This window comes from Klebsiella sp. Q2 (assembly GCF_009900705.1).
GTDB classification, from domain to species: Bacteria; Pseudomonadota; Gammaproteobacteria; order Enterobacterales; family Enterobacteriaceae; genus Klebsiella; species Klebsiella quasipneumoniae.
In genome coordinates this window covers 98207-119165 of record NZ_JAAABE010000003.1, presented here as the reverse complement: position 1 = coordinate 119165, position 20959 = coordinate 98207, and the positions used below count along the sequence as shown (strand labels likewise).

Annotated in this window: 23 protein-coding genes; 9 read left to right on the top strand and 14 right to left on the bottom strand. The window is 58.3% G+C overall.

The window, feature by feature from the left end; translation table 11 throughout:
- Nucleotides 1-108 precede the first annotated feature (108 nt).
- Complete coding sequence (gene rsmI, locus GT756_RS12280) at nucleotides 109-972, bottom strand: 16S rRNA (cytidine(1402)-2'-O)-methyltransferase (protein ID WP_004144878.1); 864 nt, start codon at nucleotides 970-972, stop codon at nucleotides 109-111.
- 63 nt (nucleotides 973-1035) lie between these two features.
- Here rsmI and GT756_RS12275 point away from each other — a divergent pair, with 63 nt between their 5' ends.
- From GT756_RS12275 to dolP, 4 genes are read left to right on the top strand one after another with little or no spacing between them, the layout of a single operon-like run.
- Complete coding sequence (locus GT756_RS12275) at nucleotides 1036-3144, top strand: penicillin-binding protein activator (RefSeq protein WP_064187864.1); 2109 nt, start codon at nucleotides 1036-1038, stop codon at nucleotides 3142-3144.
- Entirely contained in the window at nucleotides 3102-3488 is a 387-nt protein-coding gene (locus GT756_RS12270) for a YraN family protein (RefSeq protein WP_004206155.1), read from the top strand. The genes GT756_RS12275 and GT756_RS12270 overlap by 43 nt, the downstream gene beginning before the upstream one ends.
- Before the next feature lie 25 nt (nucleotides 3489-3513).
- Nucleotides 3514-4104 carry a DnaA initiator-associating protein DiaA gene (gene diaA / locus GT756_RS12265; protein WP_002918211.1) on the top strand — a complete coding sequence of 197 codons (591 nt, stop codon included), beginning with the start codon at nucleotides 3514-3516 and terminating at the stop codon, nucleotides 4102-4104.
- 9 nt (nucleotides 4105-4113) lie between these two features.
- Nucleotides 4114-4689 carry a division/outer membrane stress-associated lipid-binding lipoprotein gene (dolP, locus tag GT756_RS12260; RefSeq protein ID WP_002918214.1) on the top strand — a complete coding sequence of 192 codons (576 nt, stop codon included), beginning with the start codon at nucleotides 4114-4116 and terminating at the stop codon, nucleotides 4687-4689.
- Nucleotides 4690-4810: 121 nt separating this feature from the next.
- Here dolP and GT756_RS12255 read toward each other — a convergent pair whose 3' ends face one another.
- Together GT756_RS12255 and GT756_RS12250 are read right to left on the bottom strand one after the other, a co-directional pair.
- Nucleotides 4811-5851, bottom strand: coding sequence for a permease (locus GT756_RS12255; protein WP_160124824.1), 1041 nt, complete (start codon nucleotides 5849-5851; stop codon nucleotides 4811-4813).
- 75 nt (nucleotides 5852-5926) lie between these two features.
- Complete coding sequence (locus tag GT756_RS12250; protein ID WP_049092420.1) at nucleotides 5927-6574, bottom strand: NAD(P)H-binding protein; 648 nt, start codon at nucleotides 6572-6574, stop codon at nucleotides 5927-5929.
- Nucleotides 6575-6702: 128 nt separating this feature from the next.
- Here GT756_RS12250 and GT756_RS12245 point away from each other — a divergent pair, with 128 nt between their 5' ends.
- Entirely contained in the window at nucleotides 6703-7239 is a 537-nt protein-coding gene (locus GT756_RS12245) for a type 1 glutamine amidotransferase domain-containing protein (protein ID WP_004206160.1), read from the top strand.
- On the opposite strand, the gene GT756_RS12240 is transcribed toward GT756_RS12245, so the two are convergent.
- A complete protein-coding gene (locus GT756_RS12240) occupies nucleotides 7201-7644 on the bottom strand; it encodes a YhbP family protein (RefSeq protein ID WP_004206161.1) in 444 nt (147 codons plus the stop codon). The genes GT756_RS12245 and GT756_RS12240 overlap by 39 nt on opposite strands.
- Nucleotides 7645-7693: 49 nt before the next feature.
- Here GT756_RS12240 and GT756_RS12235 point away from each other — a divergent pair, with 49 nt between their 5' ends.
- Nucleotides 7694-7984 (top strand): GIY-YIG nuclease family protein, encoded by a 291-nt coding sequence (locus GT756_RS12235; RefSeq protein WP_174562443.1) that lies wholly within the window; start codon nucleotides 7694-7696, stop codon nucleotides 7982-7984.
- On the opposite strand, the gene GT756_RS12230 is transcribed toward GT756_RS12235, so the two are convergent.
- The gene (locus GT756_RS12230) at nucleotides 7971-8474 is read right to left on the bottom strand and encodes a GNAT family N-acetyltransferase (RefSeq protein ID WP_004206163.1); all 504 of its coding nucleotides are present in this window, start codon (nucleotides 8472-8474) and stop codon (nucleotides 7971-7973) included. The genes GT756_RS12235 and GT756_RS12230 overlap by 14 nt on opposite strands.
- Nucleotides 8468-8992 (bottom strand): SCP2 domain-containing protein, encoded by a 525-nt coding sequence (locus GT756_RS12225; RefSeq protein ID WP_002918231.1) that lies wholly within the window; start codon nucleotides 8990-8992, stop codon nucleotides 8468-8470. The genes GT756_RS12230 and GT756_RS12225 overlap by 7 nt, the downstream gene beginning before the upstream one ends.
- A gap of 221 nt (nucleotides 8993-9213) precedes the next feature.
- Between GT756_RS12225 and GT756_RS12220 the strand changes: the two genes are divergently transcribed.
- The 3 genes from GT756_RS12220 (at nucleotide 9214) to GT756_RS12210 (ending at nucleotide 12244) form a co-directional block, all read left to right on the top strand.
- The gene (locus tag GT756_RS12220; RefSeq protein WP_004206164.1) at nucleotides 9214-10209 is read left to right on the top strand and encodes a peptidase U32 family protein; all 996 of its coding nucleotides are present in this window, start codon (nucleotides 9214-9216) and stop codon (nucleotides 10207-10209) included.
- A 5-nt stretch (nucleotides 10210-10214) separates the two neighbouring features.
- Nucleotides 10215-11093, top strand: a complete 879-nt coding sequence (locus tag GT756_RS12215; protein ID WP_017899897.1) for a U32 family peptidase — start codon at nucleotides 10215-10217, stop codon at nucleotides 11091-11093.
- Nucleotides 11094-11236: 143 nt separating this feature from the next.
- The gene (locus GT756_RS12210; RefSeq protein ID WP_049116239.1) at nucleotides 11237-12244 is read left to right on the top strand and encodes a luciferase-like monooxygenase; all 1008 of its coding nucleotides are present in this window, start codon (nucleotides 11237-11239) and stop codon (nucleotides 12242-12244) included.
- Nucleotides 12245-12288: 44 nt separating this feature from the next.
- Here the strand turns inward: GT756_RS12210 and mtr are convergent, their stop codons facing one another.
- The 8 genes from mtr to rbfA all read right to left on the bottom strand — a co-directional run bounded on the left by mtr (nucleotide 12289) and on the right by rbfA (nucleotide 20920).
- Nucleotides 12289-13533, bottom strand: a complete 1245-nt coding sequence (mtr, locus tag GT756_RS12205) for a tryptophan permease (protein WP_043520983.1) — start codon at nucleotides 13531-13533, stop codon at nucleotides 12289-12291.
- Nucleotides 13534-13676: 143 nt separating this feature from the next.
- Complete coding sequence (deaD, locus tag GT756_RS12200; RefSeq protein WP_004206168.1) at nucleotides 13677-15608, bottom strand: ATP-dependent RNA helicase DeaD; 1932 nt, start codon at nucleotides 15606-15608, stop codon at nucleotides 13677-13679.
- Nucleotides 15601-15681, bottom strand: coding sequence for a protein YrbN (gene yrbN, locus GT756_RS12195; RefSeq protein WP_085903200.1), 81 nt, complete (start codon nucleotides 15679-15681; stop codon nucleotides 15601-15603). The genes deaD and yrbN overlap by 8 nt, the downstream gene beginning before the upstream one ends.
- 104 nt (nucleotides 15682-15785) lie before the next feature.
- Entirely contained in the window at nucleotides 15786-16670 is an 885-nt protein-coding gene (nlpI, locus tag GT756_RS12190) for a lipoprotein NlpI (RefSeq protein ID WP_004206169.1), read from the bottom strand.
- A 108-nt stretch (nucleotides 16671-16778) separates the two neighbouring features.
- Nucleotides 16779-18914 (bottom strand): polyribonucleotide nucleotidyltransferase, encoded by a 2136-nt coding sequence (gene pnp, locus GT756_RS12185; RefSeq protein WP_160124823.1) that lies wholly within the window; start codon nucleotides 18912-18914, stop codon nucleotides 16779-16781.
- A gap of 242 nt (nucleotides 18915-19156) precedes the next feature.
- Complete coding sequence (gene rpsO, locus GT756_RS12180) at nucleotides 19157-19426, bottom strand: 30S ribosomal protein S15 (RefSeq protein ID WP_002918244.1); 270 nt, start codon at nucleotides 19424-19426, stop codon at nucleotides 19157-19159.
- Nucleotides 19427-19574: 148 nt separating this feature from the next.
- Nucleotides 19575-20519 (bottom strand): tRNA pseudouridine(55) synthase TruB, encoded by a 945-nt coding sequence (truB, locus tag GT756_RS12175; protein ID WP_043520985.1) that lies wholly within the window; start codon nucleotides 20517-20519, stop codon nucleotides 19575-19577.
- Entirely contained in the window at nucleotides 20519-20920 is a 402-nt protein-coding gene (rbfA, locus tag GT756_RS12170) for a 30S ribosome-binding factor RbfA (protein WP_002918248.1), read from the bottom strand. Before rbfA ends, truB begins: the two co-directional genes overlap by 1 nt.
- Nucleotides 20921-20959: the final 39 nt, after the last annotated feature.

The window sequence follows — 20959 nt, the reverse complement described above, 5'->3', positions numbered from 1 at the left end:
TTTCATCCAACATTTCTTCCGACATTTCTTCCGACATGTCGGATGACGCTCAAGCAGCTCTTCACTATCTGAAGGGCTGCTTGCCAGACTTCAATTGGGTCTACAGGATCACTCCCCCTGCTGCTCCAGGGCATACTTATACAACGCATTTTTCTTCACGCCGTGGATTTCCGCGGCCAGCGCGGCGGCTTTCTTCAGCGGCAGTTCCGCCTGCAGCAGCGCCAGAGTCCGCAGCGCGGCTGCCGGCAGCGCCTCTTCCTGCGCCTTAAAACCTTCGACGATCAGCACCATCTCGCCTTTGCGACGGTTTTCGTCTTCCTTGACCCACGCCACCAGCTCGCCAATCGGCGCGCCGTGGATCGATTCCCAGGTTTTGGTCAGCTCGCGGGCCAGCACCACATAGCGAGATTCTCCCAGTACCGCGCAGATATCTTCCAGACTCTCCACCAGCCGGTGGGTCGACTCATAGAAGATAAGGGTGCGCGGCTCTTCTTCCAGCGCTTTAAGGGTATCGCGACGGCCTTTCGATTTCGCCGGCAGGAAGCCTTCATAACAGAAACGGTCGGAAGGCAGGCCAGCGGCGCTCAGGGCGGCGATAGCCGCACAAGGACCCGGCAGCGGCACGACGCGGATATTGGCTTCGCGGCAGGTACGCACCAGATGATAGCCTGGGTCGTTAATCAGCGGCGTGCCCGCATCGGAGACCAGCGCGATGTTTTGCCCTTCTTTCAGTTTAGCGAGAAGTGTTTCCGCCTTTTGCTGCTCGTTATGGTCGTGAAGCGCAAATAAACGGGCGTTAATCGCAAAATGTTGCAGCAGCAAACCGGTGTGGCGGGTATCCTCCGCAGCAATTAAATCAACGGCTTGCAACACTTCCAGTGCGCGCTGCGTGATATCAGACAGATTTCCTATCGGAGTGGGCACAATATAGAGCTGCCCCTGAGAATTATCCGCTGATTCGTGTTGTTTCATTGTCTCGTCCGTATTGCCGATTTAATATTGAGCATTGAGCCAAAAAAATATCACTGGACACTTATGGTACCGTCAACATTTCTTCGTTCTAAGCCCGCGCGCTGTCTGCCCGTATTGCTGGCGACTCTTCTTTTTGCTGGCTGCGGCACCCACACGCAGGATCAAAGCACGGCGTTTATGCAGGGTACGTCGCAGGCCAACTCCAGTTTCTACTTGCAGCAGATGCAGCAAAGCACGAATGATAGCAAGACCAACTGGCAATTACTCGCCATTCGTGCACTGCTGCAGGAAGGAAAGCAGCAGCAGGCCATCGACCTGTTTAACCAGCTGCCGTCAAACCTGGACAGCACCCAGGCCCGTGAACAGTCACTGCTGGCAATAGAAGTAAAGCTGGCGCAGAACGACTATCAGGGGGCCCGTACTCTGCTGGCTAAGCTTGACCCGGCAAGCCTGGAGCAGCCTCAGCAGGCGCGCTACTGGCAGGCGCAAATCGATGCCAGCCAGGGCAAACCCTCGGTGACTCTGCTGCGCGCCTTAATCGCCCAGCAGCCGCTGCTGAGCGATGCCAAACAGCGCCAGCAAAATATTGACGCGACCTGGCAAGCGCTGACTGCGATGACCCAGGATCAGGCCAATGCGCTGGTGATCAATGCCGATGAAAACACCCTCCAGGGCTGGCTGGATCTGCAGCGGATGTGGTTTGACAACCGCAACGATCCCACGCTGCTGAAAGCCGGCGTCAAAGACTGGCAGACGCGCTACCCGCAAAACCCTGGCGCCAAAATGCTGCCAACGGCGCTGGTGAACATGCAAAACTATAAGCCCGCCTCCATCAACAAGATTGCGCTTTTCCTGCCGCTGAACGGCCAGGCCTCGATCTTCGGCCGCACCATCCAGCAGGGCTTCGAAGCCGCCAAAAACGGCGCGCCGTCGGTGACGGGCAGCGCGGTTCCCGCTCAGGTCGCTCAGGCGGCGAACACGTCCGGTAACGATGACGTGGTAAGCCCGTCGCAGGCGGAAATTAGCGATCTGACGGCTGCCGGAAGTCGCGCCGAACCGGTGCAGGCCCCGGCGCAAACTCAGGCAACGCCAGCGGCGGAGCCGGCGGCTCAGGCGCCGGAAGCGACCACCACGCCGCAGACCACCGCGTCCCCGGTCACCCAGCCGGTCACCGCCCCGGCCGCACAGCCGCAGCCAGTGGTCGCCACCGCCGCCAATCCCTCTGCGGAACTGAAAATTTACGATACCACCAGCCAGCCGATCGGCCAGCTCCTTGCCCAGGCTCAGCAGGACGGCGCCACCCTCGTCGTCGGGCCGCTGCTAAAAGAGAATGTCGAAGATGTTCTCAAGAGCAATACGCCGCTCAACGTGCTGGCGCTCAACCAGCCGGAGAAGGTCGAAGGCCGCGCTAATATCTGCTATTTCGCGCTGTCACCGGAAGACGAAGCGCGTGACGCCGCCCGACACATCCATCAACAGGGCAAACAGACGCCGTTGTTGCTGGTTCCGCGCGGCGCGCTGGGCGATCGTGTGGTCAACGCGTTTGCCGACGAGTGGCTGAAGCTGGGCGGCGCCAGCGTCCTGCAGCAGCGTTTTGGCTCCACGGCGGAGCTGCGCGCCGGCGTTAACGGCGGAGGGGGCATTGCGCTGAGCGGCACCCCAGTCTCCACCCTGCCATCAGCGCAGAACAGCGTCCTCGGCACGGCGGATGAAATGCCGGTTAGCAGCGGCGGCAGCGTCGACGCGGCCTATATCCTCGCCACCCCGGAACAGATTGGCTATATCAAACCCATGATCGCGATGCGCAACGGCAGCCAGAGCAATGTCACCCTGTACGCCAGCTCGCGCAGCGCACAGGGCACCGCAGGTCCGGATTTCCGTCTGGAGATGGAAGGCCTGCAGTATAGCGAAATCCCGATGCTGGCTGGCAGCAACCCGGCGTTGATGCAGCAGGCGCTGTCTGCGGTGCGCAATGACTACTCGCTGGCGCGTCTGTATGCGATGGGCGCTGACGCCTGGTCGCTGGCAAACCACTTCACGCAAATGCGCCAGACGCCGGGCTTCGAGCTGAACGGGAATACCGGCGATCTGACGGCGACTCAGGACTGCGTGATTACCAGGAAACTGTCATGGCTCAAATACCAGCAGGGACAAATCGTCCCGGCCAGCTAAGCAAACAGACCGGCGATGCATGGGAAAACCGTGCTCGCCGCTGGCTGGAAAGCCAGGGCCTGCGTTTTATTGCAGCCAATGCTCGCGAGCGTGGCGGCGAAATTGACCTCATTATGCGCGACGGCGCCGTCACCGTCTTTGTCGAGGTACGCTACCGCCGCAGCGCTCTGTACGGTGACGCGGCGGCCAGCGTCACCCCGCAAAAACAGCAACGCCTGCTTAAAGCCGCCCGTTTGTGGCTCTGCCGACAGAATGGGAGCTTTGAGACTGTGGATTGCCGTTTCGATGTGGTAGCCTTCACCGGAAACGACATCCAATGGCTAAAAAACGCCTTTGGCGAATAGCGTAATACCAGAAGTAAGGGATCCCGTGCTCGACAGAATCAAAGCCTGCTTTACCGAAAGCATTCAAACCCAAATTGCCGCAGCAGAAGCACTCCCGGACGCCATCTCCCGGGCGGCGATGACGCTCGTGCAGTCCCTGCTCAACGGCAACAAAATCCTCTGTTGTGGTAATGGCACTTCCGCCGCCAACGCACAGCATTTTGCTGCCAGCATGATTAATCGTTTTGAAACGGAACGCCCTGGTTTACCCGCCATTGCACTAAACACCGATAATGTGGTCTTAACTGCCATCGCTAACGATCGCCTGCATGACGAGATTTACGCCAAGCAGGTGCGCGCCCTGGGACACGCTGGCGATGTGCTGCTGGCAATCTCCACGCGCGGTAACAGTCGGGACATCGTCAAGGCGGTGGAAGCCGCCGTGACCCGCGACATGACCATCGTCGCGTTAACCGGCTATGACGGCGGTGAGCTGGCGGGCCTGTTAGGTCAGCAGGATGTCGAAATCCGCATCCCCTCACACCGCAGCGCGCGTATCCAGGAGATGCATATGCTGACCGTCAACTGTCTGTGCGATTTGATAGATAACACTCTTTTTCCACACCAGGACGATTAAGGAGAACACATGAAGGCTCTCTCGCCCCTCGCCATCCTGCTTTCAGCACTACTGCTGCAGGGCTGCGTTGCCGCCGCGGTAGTCGGAACGGCAGCAGTCGGCACTAAAGCCGCAACGGACCCGCGTACGGTGGGAACCCAGGTCGATGACAGCACCCTGGAACTGCGCGTTAATAGCGCCTTGTCGAAAGATGAACAGATTAAGAAACAGGCCCGCATCAACGTTACCGCTTATCAGGGCAAAGTCCTGCTGACCGGTCAGTCGCCGACGCCGGATCTCTCTGCCCGCGCCAAGCAAATCGCCATGGGTGTGGAAGGAACCACGGAAGTGTTTAACGAAGTGCGCCAGGGCCAGCCGATTGGTTTAGGCACCGCCTCTTCTGATACCTGGATTACCACCAAGGTGCGTTCGCAGCTGCTGAGCACCGATCAGGTCAAATCATCGAACGTGAAGGTGACCACGGAAAACAGCGAAGTCTTCCTGATGGGACTGGTGACCGACCGTGAAGGCCGCGCGGCGGCGGATATCGCCAGCCGGGTGAGCGGTGTGTCCCGGGTGACCACCGCCTTTACCTACATTAAATAAAGCTGCAATTTCCCGGCTGGCGCTACGCTTAGCCGGGCCACCGCCCCCTGTCCGTTGTGTGCCGGGTAAGGCGTAGCCGCCGCCCGACACCCCATCCGGCTATCCGTACGTTTACGGCAAACTACACCAGCGCCAGCGCACCGACAATCGCCCCGCACAGCGCCACCAACCCGCCAGTCAGCCACAGCGCTTTGGCCGGAAAGGCTTTGCGCAGCATAATCAACGATGGCACGCTCACTGCCGGCAACGTAATCAGCAGCGCCAGCGCCGGCGCAACGCCCATCCCCGCCAGCATCATCGTCTGGACAATCGGAATTTCCGCCGCGGTAGGGATCACAAACAGACAGCCGGCAATCGCCATCGCGATGACCCAGAACAAGGTATTATCCGCCACGCCATCGGCGTGCGGGAACAGCCAGACGCGCGCCGCCCCCAGCACCAGTACCGCGAGGATATAAACCGGGATGGTGTTCCAGAACAGCGTCCACAGCGCCCGCAGCCAGCGGCTAAAGAAGCCGCCCTGGGCCGCTTTCGCTTGCGCTTCAGGCACCACGGCAGGCTGCGTCGCCGCCTCTTTTACCCATTTCTGCACCAGCGTCGCGACAATCAACACCGTCGCCAGGCCCGCCACCAGGCGAACCAACGCAAACTGCCAGCCCAGCACGAAGCCCATAAACACCAACGTCGCCGGGTTGAGCAGCGGGTTGCCCATCCAGAACGCCAGCGCCCCGCCCATCGACACCTGCTGTTTGCGCATCCCGGCCGCGACCGGCGCGGCGCAGCAGGTGCACATCATGCCTGGCAGCGAGAAAATCGTCCCCAGCAGCGTCCCCTGAAAACGCGATTGTCCCAGGGTGCGCAGCAGCCAGTCGCGCGGGATCAGCACCTGGATCAGCGACCCGAGCAGCACACCGAGCACCGCCGCTTTCCAGACGGCAAGGAAGTAAACCACCGCGTAGTCCCACGCCGCCTTCAGCGGGTTAGCGTCGGCCTGGGCGAGAATGGATTTACCGATACTGTGGGTTTCCGCAGCGGTGAAGGCTTTCCCGTAGTATGGCTGCCATTTGACGAACCACAGGCCGACAATCACGACGAGAAAGAAAAGCGCGGGCTTCCACCATTGAAATGGTGACGCCGCCTGAGATGAAGACTGACCAGCCATAGCATTCCCCAGCAAGAAATGTGGATATGAATTGAAGCCGTGAATACTACGCCGGAAGCCTGCGTTTGCAAACCGCTATTCCGCCTGCCGCGCGGCACGCTCCCGCAGCTCGGACGATGAGAGAATTTGCACCCCTTCGTGAGTAGGCGACAGCGCCTCCGCCAGCAGGGCAATCGCCACGTCGCGGGCCGCAATGGATTTCCAGTTCCCCGGTAAGAGTCGGAACAGCGGTTCGAGGAAGGTCTCATTGGCCCGCTTTTTTTCCCGCTCGCCTGAGAGCATCGACGGCCGGGCAATGGTCAGCCGCGGCCAACCCTGCTCGATCAGCGCCGCCTCCATTTCCCCCTTCACCCGATTGTAGAAAAACGGTGAGTGGGCGTTGGCGCCCATCGCGCTAACCACCAGCATATGTTGCGCACCCAGCCGTTTGCCGGTCAGCGCGGTATCAACCACCAGCGTGTAGTCAGCATGGACAAAGGCCTCTTTGCTCCCGGCCTCCCGGCGCGTCGTTCCCAGACAGCAGAAAACGATATCCACCGGGTCAACCACCTGCGCCAGAGCATCGGTCAACTGGGGATCGTGCGGATTAAAAACCCCTTCCGCCGGCGCCAGTCGGCGACGCGTCGGGGCGGCGATGGCGCTGATGCTCGGCTCATTCTGCAGCAGCCGAAGTAAGTGACCGCCAACTAACCCGGTCGCGCCGGTCAATAATACCTGACTCATTGATTCTCCTTTACAGAATTCTCCGCCTTGCACTTTCGGGCTCATGTTCCAGGCTTAATACCTTACAAGGTAAGTATCCACCATCATCATGGAATTACCTCATTGACCATCCAGATAGCGGAGGAAACATGAGTAAAAAGATAGCCGTGCTCATTACCGACGACTTTGAAGATTCTGAATTTACCTCTCCCGCCGAGGCGTTTAAGCTCGCCGGGCATCAGGTCGTGACCATCGAAAAGCAGGCTGGCAAGACGGTGAAGGGTAAACAGGGAGAAGCAGAGGTCGCCATCGATCGGGCCATTGATGACGTCACACCGGGTGAATTTGATGCCTTGTTGCTGCCCGGGGGCTATTCCCCTGACCAGCTGCGCGGGGATGAACGCTTTGTCACCTTTACCCGCGATTTTGTCAACGGCGGGAAGCCGGTCTTCGCCATCTGCCACGGCCCGCAGCTGCTGATCAGCGCCGATGTGATCCGCGGGCGTAAGCTCACGGCGGTAAAACCGATCGTGGTGGATGTGAAAAACGCCGGGGGCGAGTTTTACGACCAGGAGGTGGTGGTCGATAACGAACAGCTGGTCACCAGCAGAACGCCGGACGATCTGCCGGCCTTCAATCGCGAAGCGCTACGCCTGCTCGGCGCCGGCATCGCGCCGCCAGTGTAGCTTTTTCCCGAACCCCAGCGTGTTGTCGGTAAACTTGATTTCGTCCGGACGAATCTCCCAAACCGGCGCCGACAGCATGCGGGCCACCGGGAAGCGCTTGACGTAGCGCTGACGCATACGCGCCTCTTCGTCGCCGCGCAATCGGCGGATCTCGCCCTGGAACTGCACGCCGCGGATCAGGGCCACGGTTTTTGGCTGGCCGTTGACCGTGCCGGCCACCTTCGCCCGCTCGCCGGTCATCTGGCCGTGGCGGGTGTGCTCATCGCTGAGCAGATAAAAGGCCACGCTATCCGGGTCATAGACGTAAAAGGCGTTCGCACACCACAGCTCGTCGTCGCGGGAGACGCACCAGGTGACGACGTGCTGTTTACTCAGCCAGCGGCCAATGGCGGCAAGCGTATCCATCTTTCTTCTCCATTATGCTATGGTGCCTACACCTTACCATAGTGACTTTATAACCTTGTGCTGGTTTCTGTATCTCATTCGAACCGCGGATAATCGCCTCTATACCGGCATCACCACCGATGTGCCGCGCCGCTTTCGCCAGCATCAGGCAGGGAAAGGCGCGAAGGCGTTGCGCGGCAAAGGCGACCTGCAGCTGGCCTTTAGCCATGAAGTTGGTGAACACTCACTTGCTTTGCGGCTGGAATACCGCATTAAGCAGCTAACGAAGCGCGAAAAAGAGCGCCTCGTTGCCGGAGAAGATACCGTCGAAACCCTGCTGGCAAGGCTCAAAAACGATTAAAGTGGTCGCTGTATTCGACCTGGCCGTGGACACCTTCGAGGGCGTCATCCGCCAGGCGGTGCACCTGGAACGCCTCCGCGCTGTCCGGCCAGCGGCAGCGGAGATCGAAGCGCGCGGCCGGTTCAAAACCAAAGCGACGGTATAACTCCGGGTCGCCCAGCGTCACCACCGCGGCATAGCCAAACTCATTCAGCGAATCCAGCCCTTCATAGACCAGCTGCCGGCCAATGCCCTGTCCACGGTAGCGTTCATCCACCGCCAGCGGCGCCAGGCCGACCCACTGTAGCTCTTCACCTTCCACCGCAACCGGGCTGAAGGCAACGTAGCCGATCACCTGGCCTTCATCATCCGTCGCCACTACCCCCAGCGTGATCAGTCCATCTTCACGCAGATCGTGCACCAGCTGCGCTTCGGCATCGCGGCCGAAGGTACGACGCAGCAGCGCGTCGATTCCCGGTGCATCAATCCCAATTTCCACTCGAATCAGCATGCCTCACCTACCGATGTCTGTTCAGGTTTCTGCGGGCTCTTCAGTCCAGCTTCGACAAAATCCGCCAGTTGCAGCAACATCACGCGCAGCGCTTTGGGCATCTGCTCGAGCTCAATGGCGTCCATCAAATTTTTTACATACAGCCCCAGCTCCGTATCGCCTTCAATAACCAGACGACGCTGGAAGAATAGCGTATCCGGATCCTGCTTGCGCGCGGCGATCATTAACAGATCGCTGGCGTCGGCGCTGAAGCTGACGTCGGCGTCCGCCTGCTGGCTGACCACCAGGCGACCATCGACTACCGAGGTATACCACAGCAGACCGATGTCACGCACATGAATACTTAACCAGCGCCCCTCGAGAAACTCCAGCTCTCCCTCCGCCAGCGCCTGGCGAAACTGCCAACTAAGCACCTGCTCCAGCACCTGGCGCTTGAGGGCAAAAGGTGCCAGCTTAACCGGCACGCTCATTAAAGACGGGCCAAAGTGGACCAGCCGGGAACGCAGTTTATCCAACACAAGCTTTACTCCATGAATGCAATTGTGCCGCTATTGTGCCATATCACATAAACAACATAGCGGCGTAAATCAACAAAAACGCGATGACGGCAGCCCGTTATTGGCGCCGCCAATACACTTTTAACTGCCTCAAATCAAAAATTGTCACCAGAAGGTTAACTAAAATCCCTGCTCGTTAACCATTCAGCGTCCCTGACGGGCCGCATTTTTCAGGAAAAATTATGGAGCTGCTCTGCCCAGCCGGTAACCTTCCGGCGCTTAAGGCGGCCATCGAAAACGGCGCCGATGCCGTCTATATCGGGCTGAAAGATGACACCAACGCCCGCCACTTTGCCGGCCTTAATTTCACCGAAAAGAAACTGCAGGAAGCCGTCAGCTTTGTGCATCAGCACCGTCGTAAGCTGCATATCGCCATCAACACCTTCGCCCACCCCGACGGCTACGCCCGCTGGCAGCGCGCGGTGGATATGGCGGCTCAGTTGGGCGCCGATGCGCTCATTCTGGCCGATATCGCCATGCTGGAGTACGCCGCGGAGCGCTATCCGCATATAGAACGCCATGTCTCGGTACAGGCTTCCGCCACCAATGAAGAGGCCATTCGCTTCTATCATCGCAACTTCGACGTGGCGCGCGTCGTACTGCCGCGGGTGTTATCTATTCACCAGGTGAAACAGTTGGCTCGCGCCACGCCGGTGCCGCTGGAAGTCTTTGCCTTCGGCAGCCTGTGCATCATGGCGGAAGGCCGCTGCTATCTCTCTTCCTACCTGACCGGCGAATCGCCCAACACCGTCGGCGCCTGCTCGCCTGCCCGCTTCGTGCGCTGGCAGCAAACCCCACAGGGGCTGGAATCGCGCCTCAATGAAGTGCTGATTGACCGCTATCAGGATGGGGAAAACGCCGGTTACCCGACGTTGTGTAAAGGCCGCTACCTGGTCGATGGCGAGCGCTATCACGCGCTGGAGGAGCCCACCAGCCTCAATACCCTGGAACTGTTGCCGGAGTTGATGGCCGCCAATATCGCCTCAGTGAAAATCGAAGGCCGTCAGCGCAGCCCGGCCTACGTCACCCAGGTAGCGAAAGTCTGGCGCCAGGCGATCGATCGCTGCAAAGCCGATCCACAGAATTTCGTGCCGCAATCCGCATGGATGGAAACCCTTGGCTCCATGTCCGAAGGGACACAAACCACCCTTGGCGCCTACCACCGTAAATGGCAGTGAGAAACATGAAATATTCATTAGGGCCAGTGCTTTACTACTGGCCAAAAGAGACGCTGGAAAATTTTTACCAGCAGGCAGCCAACTGCAGCGCCGACACCATTTATCTCGGCGAAGCGGTGTGCAGCAAACGCCGCGCTACCAAAGTCGGCGACTGGATTGAGATGGCGAAAGCGCTGGCGAGCAGCGGCAAACAGGTGGTGCTGTCTACCCTCGCGCTGGTGCAGGCCTCCTCCGAACTGGGCGAGCTGAAGCGCTATGTCGATAACGGGGAGTTCCTGATTGAGGCCAGCGATTTGGGCGTGGTTAACCTCTGCGCCGAACGCAAGCTGCCGTTCGTCGCCGGGCATGCGCTGAACTGCTACAACGCCGTTACCCTGCGCCTGCTGTTAAAACAGGGCATGGTGCGCTGGTGCATGCCGGTGGAGCTTTCCCGCGACTGGCTGGCTAATTTACTGACCCAGTGCGAAGAGCTGGGCATTCGCAATCAGTTTGAAGTCGAAGTGCTGAGCTACGGCCATCTGCCGCTGGCTTATTCCGCCCGCTGCTTTACCGCCCGCTCGGAAGATAGGCCAAAGGATGAGTGCGAGACCTGCTGCATCAAATACCCAACCGGACGCAGCATGCTGTCCCAGGAGAACCAGCAGGTGTTCGTGCTCAACGGTATCCAGACCATGAGCGGCTATGTCTACAACCTGGGCAATGAGCTGACGTCCATGCACGGCCTGGTGGATATGGTACGCCTGTCGCCGATGGGCAACGAGACCTTCGCCATGCTCGACGCCTTCCGCGCCAATGAAAACGGCGCTGCACCGTTGGCGCTCACCGGCAACAGCGATTGCAACGGCTACTGGAAACGGCTGCCCGGGCTGGCGCTGCAGGCCTGATAAACCGCTCACTTTGTTAACAGCAGTGCTCAGATTTTAATGCATTATTAAAGATGCAGCTTTTCTGGCTGGCGCGTCCTGGATGCGCCAGGCTGGAAGAAGACCTTCAATCTGATGACGATGCTGTAGCAAAGTGAGCCTTTATGACTGACAAACCTGTTCCGTTCTCGGTGCTCGATCTGGCGCCGATCCCGCAAGGATCTTCTGCCAAAGAAGCCTTTACCCACTCTCTGGATCTCGCCCGGCTGGCCGAATCGCGCGGTTATCACCGCTACTGGCTGGCGGAGCACCACAATATGGTCGGCATTGCCAGCGCAGCGACCTCGGTGCTGATTGGCTATCTCGCCGCCAATACCACTACCCTGCATCTGGGTTCCGGTGGCGTGATGTTGCCCAACCATTCGCCGCTGGTGATCGCCGAGCAGTTCGGCACCCTGAACACCCTCTATCCCGGGCGTATCGACCTCGGCCTTGGCCGCGCGCCGGGCAGCGATCAGCCCACCATGCGCGCCCTGCGTCGCCATATGAGCGGCGATGTCGATAACTTCCCGCGCGACGTGGCGGAACTGGTGGACTGGTTTGACGCCCGCGATCCGAACCCGCACGTGCGCCCGGTTCCCGGCTACGGGGAGCGCATTCCGGTGTGGCTGCTGGGTTCAAGCCTCTACAGCGCCCAGCTGGCGGCGCAGCTCGGTTTGCCGTTCGCGTTCGCCTCGCACTTCGCGCCGGATATGCTGTTCCAGGCCCTGCACCTGTATCGCAGCAACTTTACGCCCTCCGCGCGGCTGGAAAAACCGTATGCCATGGTGTGCATCAATATCATCGCCGCCGACAGCAACCGCGATGCGGAGTTTCTCTTCACTTCCATGCAGCAGGCGTTTGTGAAGCTGCGTCGCGGCGAAACCGGACAGCTGCCGCCGCCGGTGGAAAATATGCATCAGCTGTGGTCAGCGTCCGAGCAGTATGGCGTGCAGCAGGCGCTGCGCATGTCGCTGGTGGGTGATAAAACTAAAGTCCGCCACGGCTTAGAGTCGATTATGCGGGAAACCGAGGCGGACGAAATCATGGTCAATGGCCAGATCTTCGACCACCAGGCGCGGCTGCATTCTTTCGATTTAGCGATGCAGGTGAAAGAGGAATTGTTGGGTTAATCAAAATCCAGGCCCGGTGGACGTCGCGCCACCGGGTAAGCCTCTTACTGGTAAACCGGCAGCAGATTAACGCTCGACAGAATGTGTACAACCGCATTGCCAAGGCCAAACAGTAGGATCAGCACAATCATCGGTGTTCCGCCCCATACGCGGAACTGTGGGCTGCCGAAGCGTTTACGCGAGGCGCGAGCCAGCAGCGCCGGTACAATCGCCGCCCAGATCGTCGCCGCCAGGCCGGCATAGCCGATGGCGTAGAGGAAGCCATCAGGTTTCACCAGCCCGCCCATCATCGGCGGAATAAAGGTCAGCAGCGCAGTTTTAAAGCGCCCCAGCGCGCTGTCGTCAAAGCCAAACAGATCCGCCAGGTAGTCGAACAGCCCCAGCGTGACGCCAAGGAACGAGCTGGCGACGGCAAAGTTAGAGAACACCACCAGCAGCAGATCCAGGCTCCGGCTGTTCAGCACCCCGCTCAGGGCCTGCACCAGCACATCAATGTTGCCGCCCTTCTGCGCGATGTCGATAAACTGCGGACGCGGGATATTGCCCATCGTCACCAGCAGCCAGACCACGTACAGACCCAGCGCCAGCAGCGTACCGTAGGTTAAGCAGCGGATAATGGTGCGTGGATCTTTGCCGTAGTATTTCATCAGGCTCGGCACGTTGCCGTGGTAGCCAAACGAGGCCAGGCAGAACGGCAGCGTCATCAGCAGATATGGCGCATAGGAGGCGTTCTTTTCCGCAACGTTAAACAGCGTCGTCGGCTCGACGTGCCCCAGCAGACTGCCGAAGGTCAGGAAGAAAGTGATCACCTTGGCGCCGAGCACAACAGCCGTCATGCGGCTCACCGCCCTGGTGCTCATCCAGACGATAAATGCCACCAGCAGCGCAAAGCCAAAACCCGCCGCCCGCGCCGGCACCTTCAGCGACATCTCGCTAAACGTATGATGCAGTATCGAGCCGCTGGCTGAAATATAGGCGTAGGTCAGGATATACAGCACAAAGGCGATCGACACGCCGTTGACCAGGTTCCAGCCCTTGCCGAGCAGATCTTTGGTAATGGTGTCGAAGCTGGAGCCGATCCGGTAGTTAAGGTTGGCCTCGAGGATCATCAGACCGGAGTGCAGCATGCAGAACCAGGTGAAAACCAGCGCCGCCAGCGACCAGAAAAACCACGCGCCGGACATCACCACCGGCAGCGAGAACATACCCGCGCCGATAATCGTGCCGCCGATGATCACCACGCCGCCAAACAGGGACGGACGGGTTGCCGTAGTGGTTAGTGTCGCCATTTACCGAAATCTCCAGTCAAAAATACTTTCCCACGATGGGTGTGACGCACTGTACCAGTACACGAGTACAAAAGAAATAAAAAAAGCCCCAATCATGACGATCGGGGCTGTATTATTTAGTTTACGCTAGCGGGCTGCGTTAATTATGCATCGCCACCGAAGCGACGGCGACCGGCAGAGTCATCGCGGCGCGGCGCGGATGCATCGTCACGACGCGGCGCACGGCCTTCACGACGTTCGCCGCTGAAACGACGACCATCACCACGACCACCTTCACGACGCTCGCCACCGAAGCCACGACCGCCTTCACGACGCTCACCGCCGAAGCTACGACCACCTTCACGACGTTCACCACCGCCACGACGTTCGGTGCGCGGCTGCGCATCGCCCAGCAGCTGCATGTTCATCGGCTTGTTCAGGATGCGGGTACGAGTAAAGTGCTGCAGCACTTCGCCCGGCATCCCTTTCGGCAGTTCGATGGTGGAGTGAGAAGCGAACAGCTTGATGTTACCGATGTAGCGGCTGCTGATATCGCCTTCATTAGCGATCGCGCCAACGATATGACGCACTTCAACACCGTCATCGCGACCCACTTCAATGCGATACAGTTCCATATCGCCTACGTCACGACGCTCACGCTTCGGACGATCTTCGCGATCGCCACGCGGAGCGCGATCGTTGCGGTCGCCACGACGCTCGAAGCGATCGTCACGGTCACGGAACTCACGACGCGGACGCATCGGCGCATCCGGCGGCACGATCAGCGAGCGTTCGCCCTGGGCCATTTTCAGCAGCGCGGCAGCCAGCGTTTCCACGTCCAGCTCTTCGCCTTCCGCCGTCGGCTGGATTTTCGCCAGCAGCGCACGGTACTGGTCCAGATCGCTGCTTTCCAGCTGCTGCTGGACTTTCGCGGCGAATTTTTCCAGACGACGTTTGCTCAGCAGCTCTGCGTTCGGCAGCTCCACTTCCGGGATGGTCAGCTTCATCGTACGTTCGATGTTGCGCAGCAGACGACGTTCACGGTTCTCAACGAACAGCAACGCGCGGCCCGCGCGGCCCGCACGACCGGTACGACCGATACGGTGAACGTAGGATTCAGAATCCATCGGGATGTCGTAGTTCACCACCAGGCTGATACGTTCAACGTCCAGACCACGGGCTGCCACGTCAGTCGCAATCAGGATATCCAGACGACCGTCTTTCAGACGCTCCAGGGTCTGCTCACGCAGCGCCTGGTTCATGTCGCCGTTCAGCGCCGCGCTGTTGTAGCCGTTACGCTCCAGCGCTTCAGCCACTTCCAGGGTCGCGTTTTTGGTACGGACGAAGATAATCGCCGCATCAAAATCTTCCGCTTCCAGGAAACGCACCAGCGCTTCGTTTTTACGCATACCGTAGGCAGTCCAGTAGCTCTGGCTGATGTCCGGACGAGTGGTCACGCTGGACTGAATACGCACTTCCTGCGGCTCTTTCATAAAGCGGCGGGTAATGCGACGGATCGCTTCCGGCATGGTGGCGGAGAACAGCGCGGTCTGATGCCCTTCCGGGATCTGCGCCATAATGGTTTCTACGTCTTCGATAAAGCCCATGCGCAGCATTTCATCTGCTTCATCCAGTACCAGACCGCTCAGTTTAGAGAGGTCCAGGGTGCCGCGCTTCAGGTGGTCCAGCAGACGACCCGGGGTACCGACAACGATCTGCGGACCCTGACGCAGGGCGCGCAGCTGCACGTCATAACGCTGGCCGCCGTACAGGGCAACCACGTTTACGCCGCGCATATGTTTAGAGAATTCCGTCATTGCTTCAGCAACCTGTACCGCCAGCTCGCGGGTCGGCGCCAGCACCAGGATCTGTGGTGCTCTCAGCTCAGGATCGATGTTGTTCAGCAGCGGTAAAGAAAACGCTGCGGTTTTACCGCTACCGGTCTGGGCCATACCCAGAACGTCGCGGCCGTCCAGCAGATGCGGAATGCACTCAGCCTGGATCGGAGATGGTTTTTCGTAACCCAGATCGTTAAGCGCTTCAAGGATAGGAGCCTTCAGGCCCAGATCTGCAAAAGTGGTTTCGAATTCAGCCATGTAGTACGTGTGCCTCAAAATTAATGGCGGCCAGTCTACATAACTCATCGTGAAAATTTACGGTAATTTTCATTGAAAAGTGTGAACCGGCTCAAAGTAGGTGTATTAACGAACAACAACGCCCTCACCCGCGAAGGTGATGGCAAGCAAAAAACTATGGGCTGATGTGTTCGTCAGCTATTGCTGGTCCGATTCTGCCAGGTCATCTTGCTCCTGGCCCAAGAGCGATAATTCCAACAATGCGTATCGGTGCTCAACGTAGTTATGTACGTTGTTGGCGACCGCCAGTTTGAACAGTGCCGTAGCGCTGTCCTTGTCCCCCAGACTTAGGTAGTACTTACCTAAATAGAAGTTGGTTTCACTGAGATGCTCAGCGAGCGAGGTGTTATCCGTTGCGTCTGCCTTCAGACGAGTCATCAGCTCTTTTTCGCTAATGTCGCCAAGGTAGAACTCGACAATGTTCCATCCCCATTGCTCTTTGTCCGACTTGTCTAAGCGCTCTCTGAGTGCTTCAAGCGCCCGCTTCTCGTCGAGTTTACGCTCGGCGATATAAAGCCACAGGCTACGGAAAGGATCATTGGGATCGTCTTGATAAAACGCCAGCAGATCATCTTGCGCTAACTTAGCCCGGCCGCCGTAATACAGGGCGATACCGCGGTTCAAGTGCGCGTAGTTGTAAGTTGGATCAAGCTCAAGTACAGAATCAAACGCTTCATAGGCAGCATCAAAATTGCCTGCCTGCGTTAAGTAAATACCTAAGTAATTGAATACTTCAGGCATATCGGGTCGGATTGCCAGCGCTTGTGAAAAATCATTTCGCGCTAATGCCCTCAGACCCAGACTATCATACAACACTCCGCGCTCATATAAAAGCTGTGCGCGTTCGTCATCGGATAAAGCCCGACTGGCAAGAATTTGTTCCATACGTGCCAGAATCACTTCTTGCTGTAAAGTCGGTTGCAATGGTACTGCGAGGACGGCGTCCTTACGCCAGGCGGTGCTACTGCATCCTGCCAGCGTGAGAGCTGTCGCCACGAAACACCAGCGCAAAAAAGGCTTCATTTCCCACTCCCGAAGACAACGATTGGATGAACGTCCTGTTCCCCGGCTGCAAACGAGGCGTCCTGCCCGTAAAACGCCCTCCGCAAAAGCGGAGGGCTAACGGCAACCTTACTCGCCCTGCTCGGAAGCCGGAACTTCCGGCGCTGCGGCAGACGGAGTCTGTTCAGTTGCTTCTTTGATGCTCAGACGGACACGGCCCTGGCGGTCAACTTCCAGAACCTTAACCGGCACTTCCTGACCCATCTGCAGGTAGTCAGTCACTTTCTCAACGCGCTTGTCAGCGATCTGCGAGATGTGAACCAGACCTTCTTTACCGCCGCCGATGGCAACGAACGCGCCAAAGTCAACGATACGGGTCACTTTACCATTGTAGATACGGCCAACTTCGATCTCAGCGGTGATCTCTTCGATACGACGGATAGCATGCTGTGCTTTGTCGCCGTCAGTCGCTGCGATCTTCACGGTACCGTCATCTTCGATTTCGATGGTGGTACCGGTCTCTTCGGTCAGGGCACGGATAACAGAACCGCCTTTACCGATAACGTCTTTGATCTTGTCCGGGTTGATCTTGATGGTATGGATACGCGGTGCGAATTCAGAGATATCGCCGCGCGGCGCGTTAATCGCCTGCTCCATCACGCCCAGGATGTGCAGACGCGCACCTTTAGCCTGGTTCAATGCAACCTGCATGATTTCTTTGGTGATACCTTCAATTTTGATATCCATCTGCAGCGCAGAGATACCGTCGCGGGAGCCCGCTACTTTGAAGTCCATATCGCCAAGGTGGTCTTCGTCACCGAGGATGTCAGACAGCACGACGAAGTTGTCGCCTTCTTTCACCAGGCCCATGGCGATACCCGCCACGGCGGCTTTCACCGGCACACCAGCGTCCATCAGCGCCAGAGAGGCACCGCAGACGGAAGCCATGGAAGAAGAGCCGTTAGATTCGGTGATTTCAGACACCACGCGTACGGTGTACGGGAATTCTTCGATAGTCGGCATCACGGCCAGAACGCCGCGCTTAGCCAGACGACCGTGACCGATTTCACGACGCTTCGGAGACCCCACCATGCCAGTTTCACCTACGGAGTACGGAGGGAAGTTGTAGTGGAACAGGAAGGAGTCGGTACGCTCGCCCATCAGTTCATCGATATTCTGCGCATCGCGTGCGGTACCCAGCGTCGCGGTAACCAGCGCCTGCGTTTCGCCACGGGTGAACAGTGCGGAACCGTGAGTACGCGGCAGAACGCCGGTACGAACGTCCAGACCACGGATCATATCTTTTTCGCGACCATCGATACGCGGCTCACCGGCCAGCACGCGGCTACGAACCACGTTTTTCTCGATAGCGTGCAGGATTTCACCCAGTTCGTTAGCGTCCAGGGTTTCATCTTCTGCAACCAGCGTAGCGATGGTTTCAGATTTGATCACATCAACCTGAGCGTAACGCTCTTGTTTGTCGGTGATACGGTAAGCATCGCTCAGGCGGGATTCAGCCAGCGCAGCAACGCGCGCGTTCAGCGCTTCGTTGACGGCTTCCGGCTGCCAGTCCCAACGTGGTTTACCGGCTTCTTTCACCAGGTCGTTGATGTTCTGGATAACAATCTGCTGCTGCTCGTGGCCAAAGACCACCGCGCCCAGCATCTGGTCTTCGCTCAGCAGTTCCGCTTCGGATTCCACCATCAGTACGGCCGCTTCGGTACCGGCCACCACCAGATCCAGTTTGCTGGACTTCAGCTCTTCCTGGGTCGGGTTCAGTACGTACTGGTCGTTGATGTAACCCACGCGCGCGGCGCCGATTGGGCCATTGAACGGAATACCAGACAGGGACAGCGCTGCGGAAGCGCCGATCATCGCGACGATATCCGGGTTAACCTGCGGGTTAACGGAAACAACGGTGGCGATAACCTGTACTTCGTTAACGAAGCCTTCCGGGAACAGCGGGCGAACCGGGCGGTCAATCAGACGCGCGATCAGGGTTTCGCCTTCGCTTGGGCGGCCTTCACGACGGAAGAAACCACCCGGGATTTTACCGGCAGCGTAGGTGCGCTCCTGGTAGTTAACCGTCAGCGGGAAAAAGTCCTGGCCTGGCTTCGCTTTTTTCTGGCCCACAACGGTCACGAATACCGCAGTGTCATCCATGCTAACCATCACAGCGGCCGTTGCCTGGCGCGCCATCATGCCGGTTTCCAGGGTCACGGTATGCTGGCCGTACTGGAATTTACGAACGATCGGATTAAGCAAAATTCTATCCTTTTTATCTATAAATCACGCCATATCTACGACATAGCGTCTATTGACCCGATCCTCTGCATCCTCGCGACTAATGACAACCTTTACCCGCCCCTGCGGATGAAGCCTCTCATTAGCCGCGCGAACCTCTGCATGAAGATCATTACTAGCAACAATACATGAGTTTTGAATGAATTGCTGCCGCCCGGTCGAAAAAAGGGGCCGTCAGGCCCCTTTTTCTGAAACTCGCAGAATTAGCGACGCAGACCCAGACGCTCGATCAGCGCGGAGTAACGTGCAACATCTTTACGTTTCAGGTAGTCGAGCAGTTTACGACGCTGAGAAACCATGCGCAGCAGACCACGACGGCTGTGGTGATCTTTTTTGTGCTCTGCAAAGTGGCCCTGCAGGTGGTTGATCTGTGCAGTCAGCAGTGCAACCTGAACTTCGGTAGAACCGCTGTCGTTTTCGCCACGACCAAACTCAGAAACGATTTTTGCTTTAGCTTCAACGCTTAGAGACATTTTAGAACTCCAGAAATTAAAAGAAAGAAAGGGTGCCGATCTCTAATTCAGCGACCCCTGATGCAACGCCCGAAAATGTTAAAACACTTTAGCGGACGTTAAGCGGCGATATTCTACTCGTAGCAGGCTTTTATCGCAAGAAAAGCGCTTACGCCGGGTATTCCACCACCAGACGACGCGGCGCCACGCGGCCTTCATCGTCAATTTCGCCCATGCCGAGAAACTTGCCGGATTCGCTTTCCATCACCCGCACCAGCCCGTTAAGCGGCGCGCCTGACTGACGTACCGGATTGCCGTTTTTAAAGTAGACCGCGGAGGTCTCCGGGATGGTCACCAGCGGATAGTCCGAGGCCGGGCTGTCCATCGGCATCAGCAGCGGATCGAGCAACTGCGCGGCAGGAATATCCTGCGCCGCCGCCTGATCGACCAGCGCCTGCAGCTGCTCGAGGGTTACCATCCGCTCAACCGGGTATTTGCTCACCGCCAGGCGACGCAGGAAAATCACGTGCGCGCCGCAGCCGAGCTTCTCACCTAAATCATCGATAATCGTCCGGATGTAGGTGCCTTTCGAGCAGTGGATCTCCAGCTCCAGCACATCGCCTTCGTGGCGGATAAACAGCAGCTCATAGACGGTAATCGGCCGGGATTCCCGCGGGACGTCAATCCCCTGACGGGCATACTCGTACAGCTTCTTGCCCTGATATTTCAGCGCCGAGTACATCGACGGCACCTGCTGCGTCTCGCCGCGGAAGCTGTCCAGCGCCGCCGCCAGCTGTTCGTCGCTAAAGGTCAGCGGGCGCTCTTCCACCACCTGACCGTCGGCATCGGAGGTATCGGTGCGCTGGCCAAGTTTGGCGATCACGCGGTAGCGCTTATCGGAATCCAGCAGGTATTGGGAAAACTTGGTCGCTTCGCCAAGGCAGATCGGCAGCATGCCGGTCGCCAGCGGATCCAGCGCGCCGGTGTGTCCGGCGCGGTTGGCGTTATATATACGCTTTACTTTCTGCAGCACATCGTTGCTGGAGGCGCCCTGAGGCTTATCCAGCAGCAATACGCCGTGCACGTCGCGGCCGCGACGACGAGGACGACTCATCAGTCCTCCTTGCTGTCGTCCGGGTTCACACGACGCTCATCGTCGTGTTTCACCACGCTGGTGACCAGGTTGGACATGCGCATCCCTTCCACCAGTGAGTTGTCGTAGAAGAAGGTCAGCTCCGGCACGATGCGCAGGCGCATCGCTTTCCCCAGCAGAGAGCGGATAAAGCCAGAGGCTTCCTGCAGCGCTTTGATGCCCGCTTTCACCGCGGCTTCATCTTTGTCGTTGAGGAAGGTGACATACACCTTGGCGTAGGCCAGGTCACGGGACATTTCCACACCGGAAACGGTGGTCATCATGCCCAGACGCGGGTCTTTGATTTCACGCTGCAGGATAATCGCAATCTCTTTTTGCATCTCCTGGGCCACGCGCTGCGGGCGACCAAATTCTTTCGCCATAATAAATTCTCCAGAATAAAGACAAAAAAGGGGCCTAAA

What these genes read in the sequence shown, in the direction of transcription:
- GT756_RS12245 (WP_004206160.1), top strand. Translation starts at nt 6,703, where the DNA reads ATGAGTAAAAAGATAGCCGTGCTCATTACCGACGACTTTGAAGATTCT.
- dolP (WP_002918214.1), top strand. Translation starts at nt 4,114, where the DNA reads ATGAAGGCTCTCTCGCCCCTCGCCATCCTGCTTTCAGCACTACTGCTG.
- GT756_RS12270 (WP_004206155.1), top strand. Translation starts at nt 3,102, where the DNA reads ATGGCTCAAATACCAGCAGGGACAAATCGTCCCGGCCAGCTAAGCAAA.
- GT756_RS12210 (WP_049116239.1), top strand. Translation starts at nt 11,237, where the DNA reads ATGACTGACAAACCTGTTCCGTTCTCGGTGCTCGATCTGGCGCCGATC.
- truB (WP_043520985.1), bottom strand. Translation starts at nt 20,519, where the DNA reads ATGAGTCGTCCTCGTCGTCGCGGCCGCGACGTGCACGGCGTATTGCTG.
- rbfA (WP_002918248.1), bottom strand. Translation starts at nt 20,920, where the DNA reads ATGGCGAAAGAATTTGGTCGCCCGCAGCGCGTGGCCCAGGAGATGCAA.
- GT756_RS12240 (WP_004206161.1), bottom strand. Translation starts at nt 7,644, where the DNA reads ATGGATACGCTTGCCGCCATTGGCCGCTGGCTGAGTAAACAGCACGTC.
- rpsO (WP_002918244.1), bottom strand. Translation starts at nt 19,426, where the DNA reads ATGTCTCTAAGCGTTGAAGCTAAAGCAAAAATCGTTTCTGAGTTTGGT.
- yrbN (WP_085903200.1), bottom strand. Translation starts at nt 15,681, where the DNA reads ATGAAAATTACCGTAAATTTTCACGATGAGTTATGTAGACTGGCCGCC.
- GT756_RS12275 (WP_064187864.1), top strand. Translation starts at nt 1,036, where the DNA reads ATGGTACCGTCAACATTTCTTCGTTCTAAGCCCGCGCGCTGTCTGCCC.
- GT756_RS12255 (WP_160124824.1), bottom strand. Translation starts at nt 5,851, where the DNA reads ATGGCTGGTCAGTCTTCATCTCAGGCGGCGTCACCATTTCAATGGTGG.
- GT756_RS12250 (WP_049092420.1), bottom strand. Translation starts at nt 6,574, where the DNA reads ATGAGTCAGGTATTATTGACCGGCGCGACCGGGTTAGTTGGCGGTCAC.
- deaD (WP_004206168.1), bottom strand. Translation starts at nt 15,608, where the DNA reads ATGGCTGAATTCGAAACCACTTTTGCAGATCTGGGCCTGAAGGCTCCT.
- nlpI (WP_004206169.1), bottom strand. Translation starts at nt 16,670, where the DNA reads ATGAAGCCTTTTTTGCGCTGGTGTTTCGTGGCGACAGCTCTCACGCTG.
- GT756_RS12230 (WP_004206163.1), bottom strand. Translation starts at nt 8,474, where the DNA reads ATGCTGATTCGAGTGGAAATTGGGATTGATGCACCGGGAATCGACGCG.
- rsmI (WP_004144878.1), bottom strand. Translation starts at nt 972, where the DNA reads ATGAAACAACACGAATCAGCGGATAATTCTCAGGGGCAGCTCTATATT.
- mtr (WP_043520983.1), bottom strand. Translation starts at nt 13,533, where the DNA reads ATGGCGACACTAACCACTACGGCAACCCGTCCGTCCCTGTTTGGCGGC.
- GT756_RS12220 (WP_004206164.1), top strand. Translation starts at nt 9,214, where the DNA reads ATGGAGCTGCTCTGCCCAGCCGGTAACCTTCCGGCGCTTAAGGCGGCC.
- GT756_RS12215 (WP_017899897.1), top strand. Translation starts at nt 10,215, where the DNA reads ATGAAATATTCATTAGGGCCAGTGCTTTACTACTGGCCAAAAGAGACG.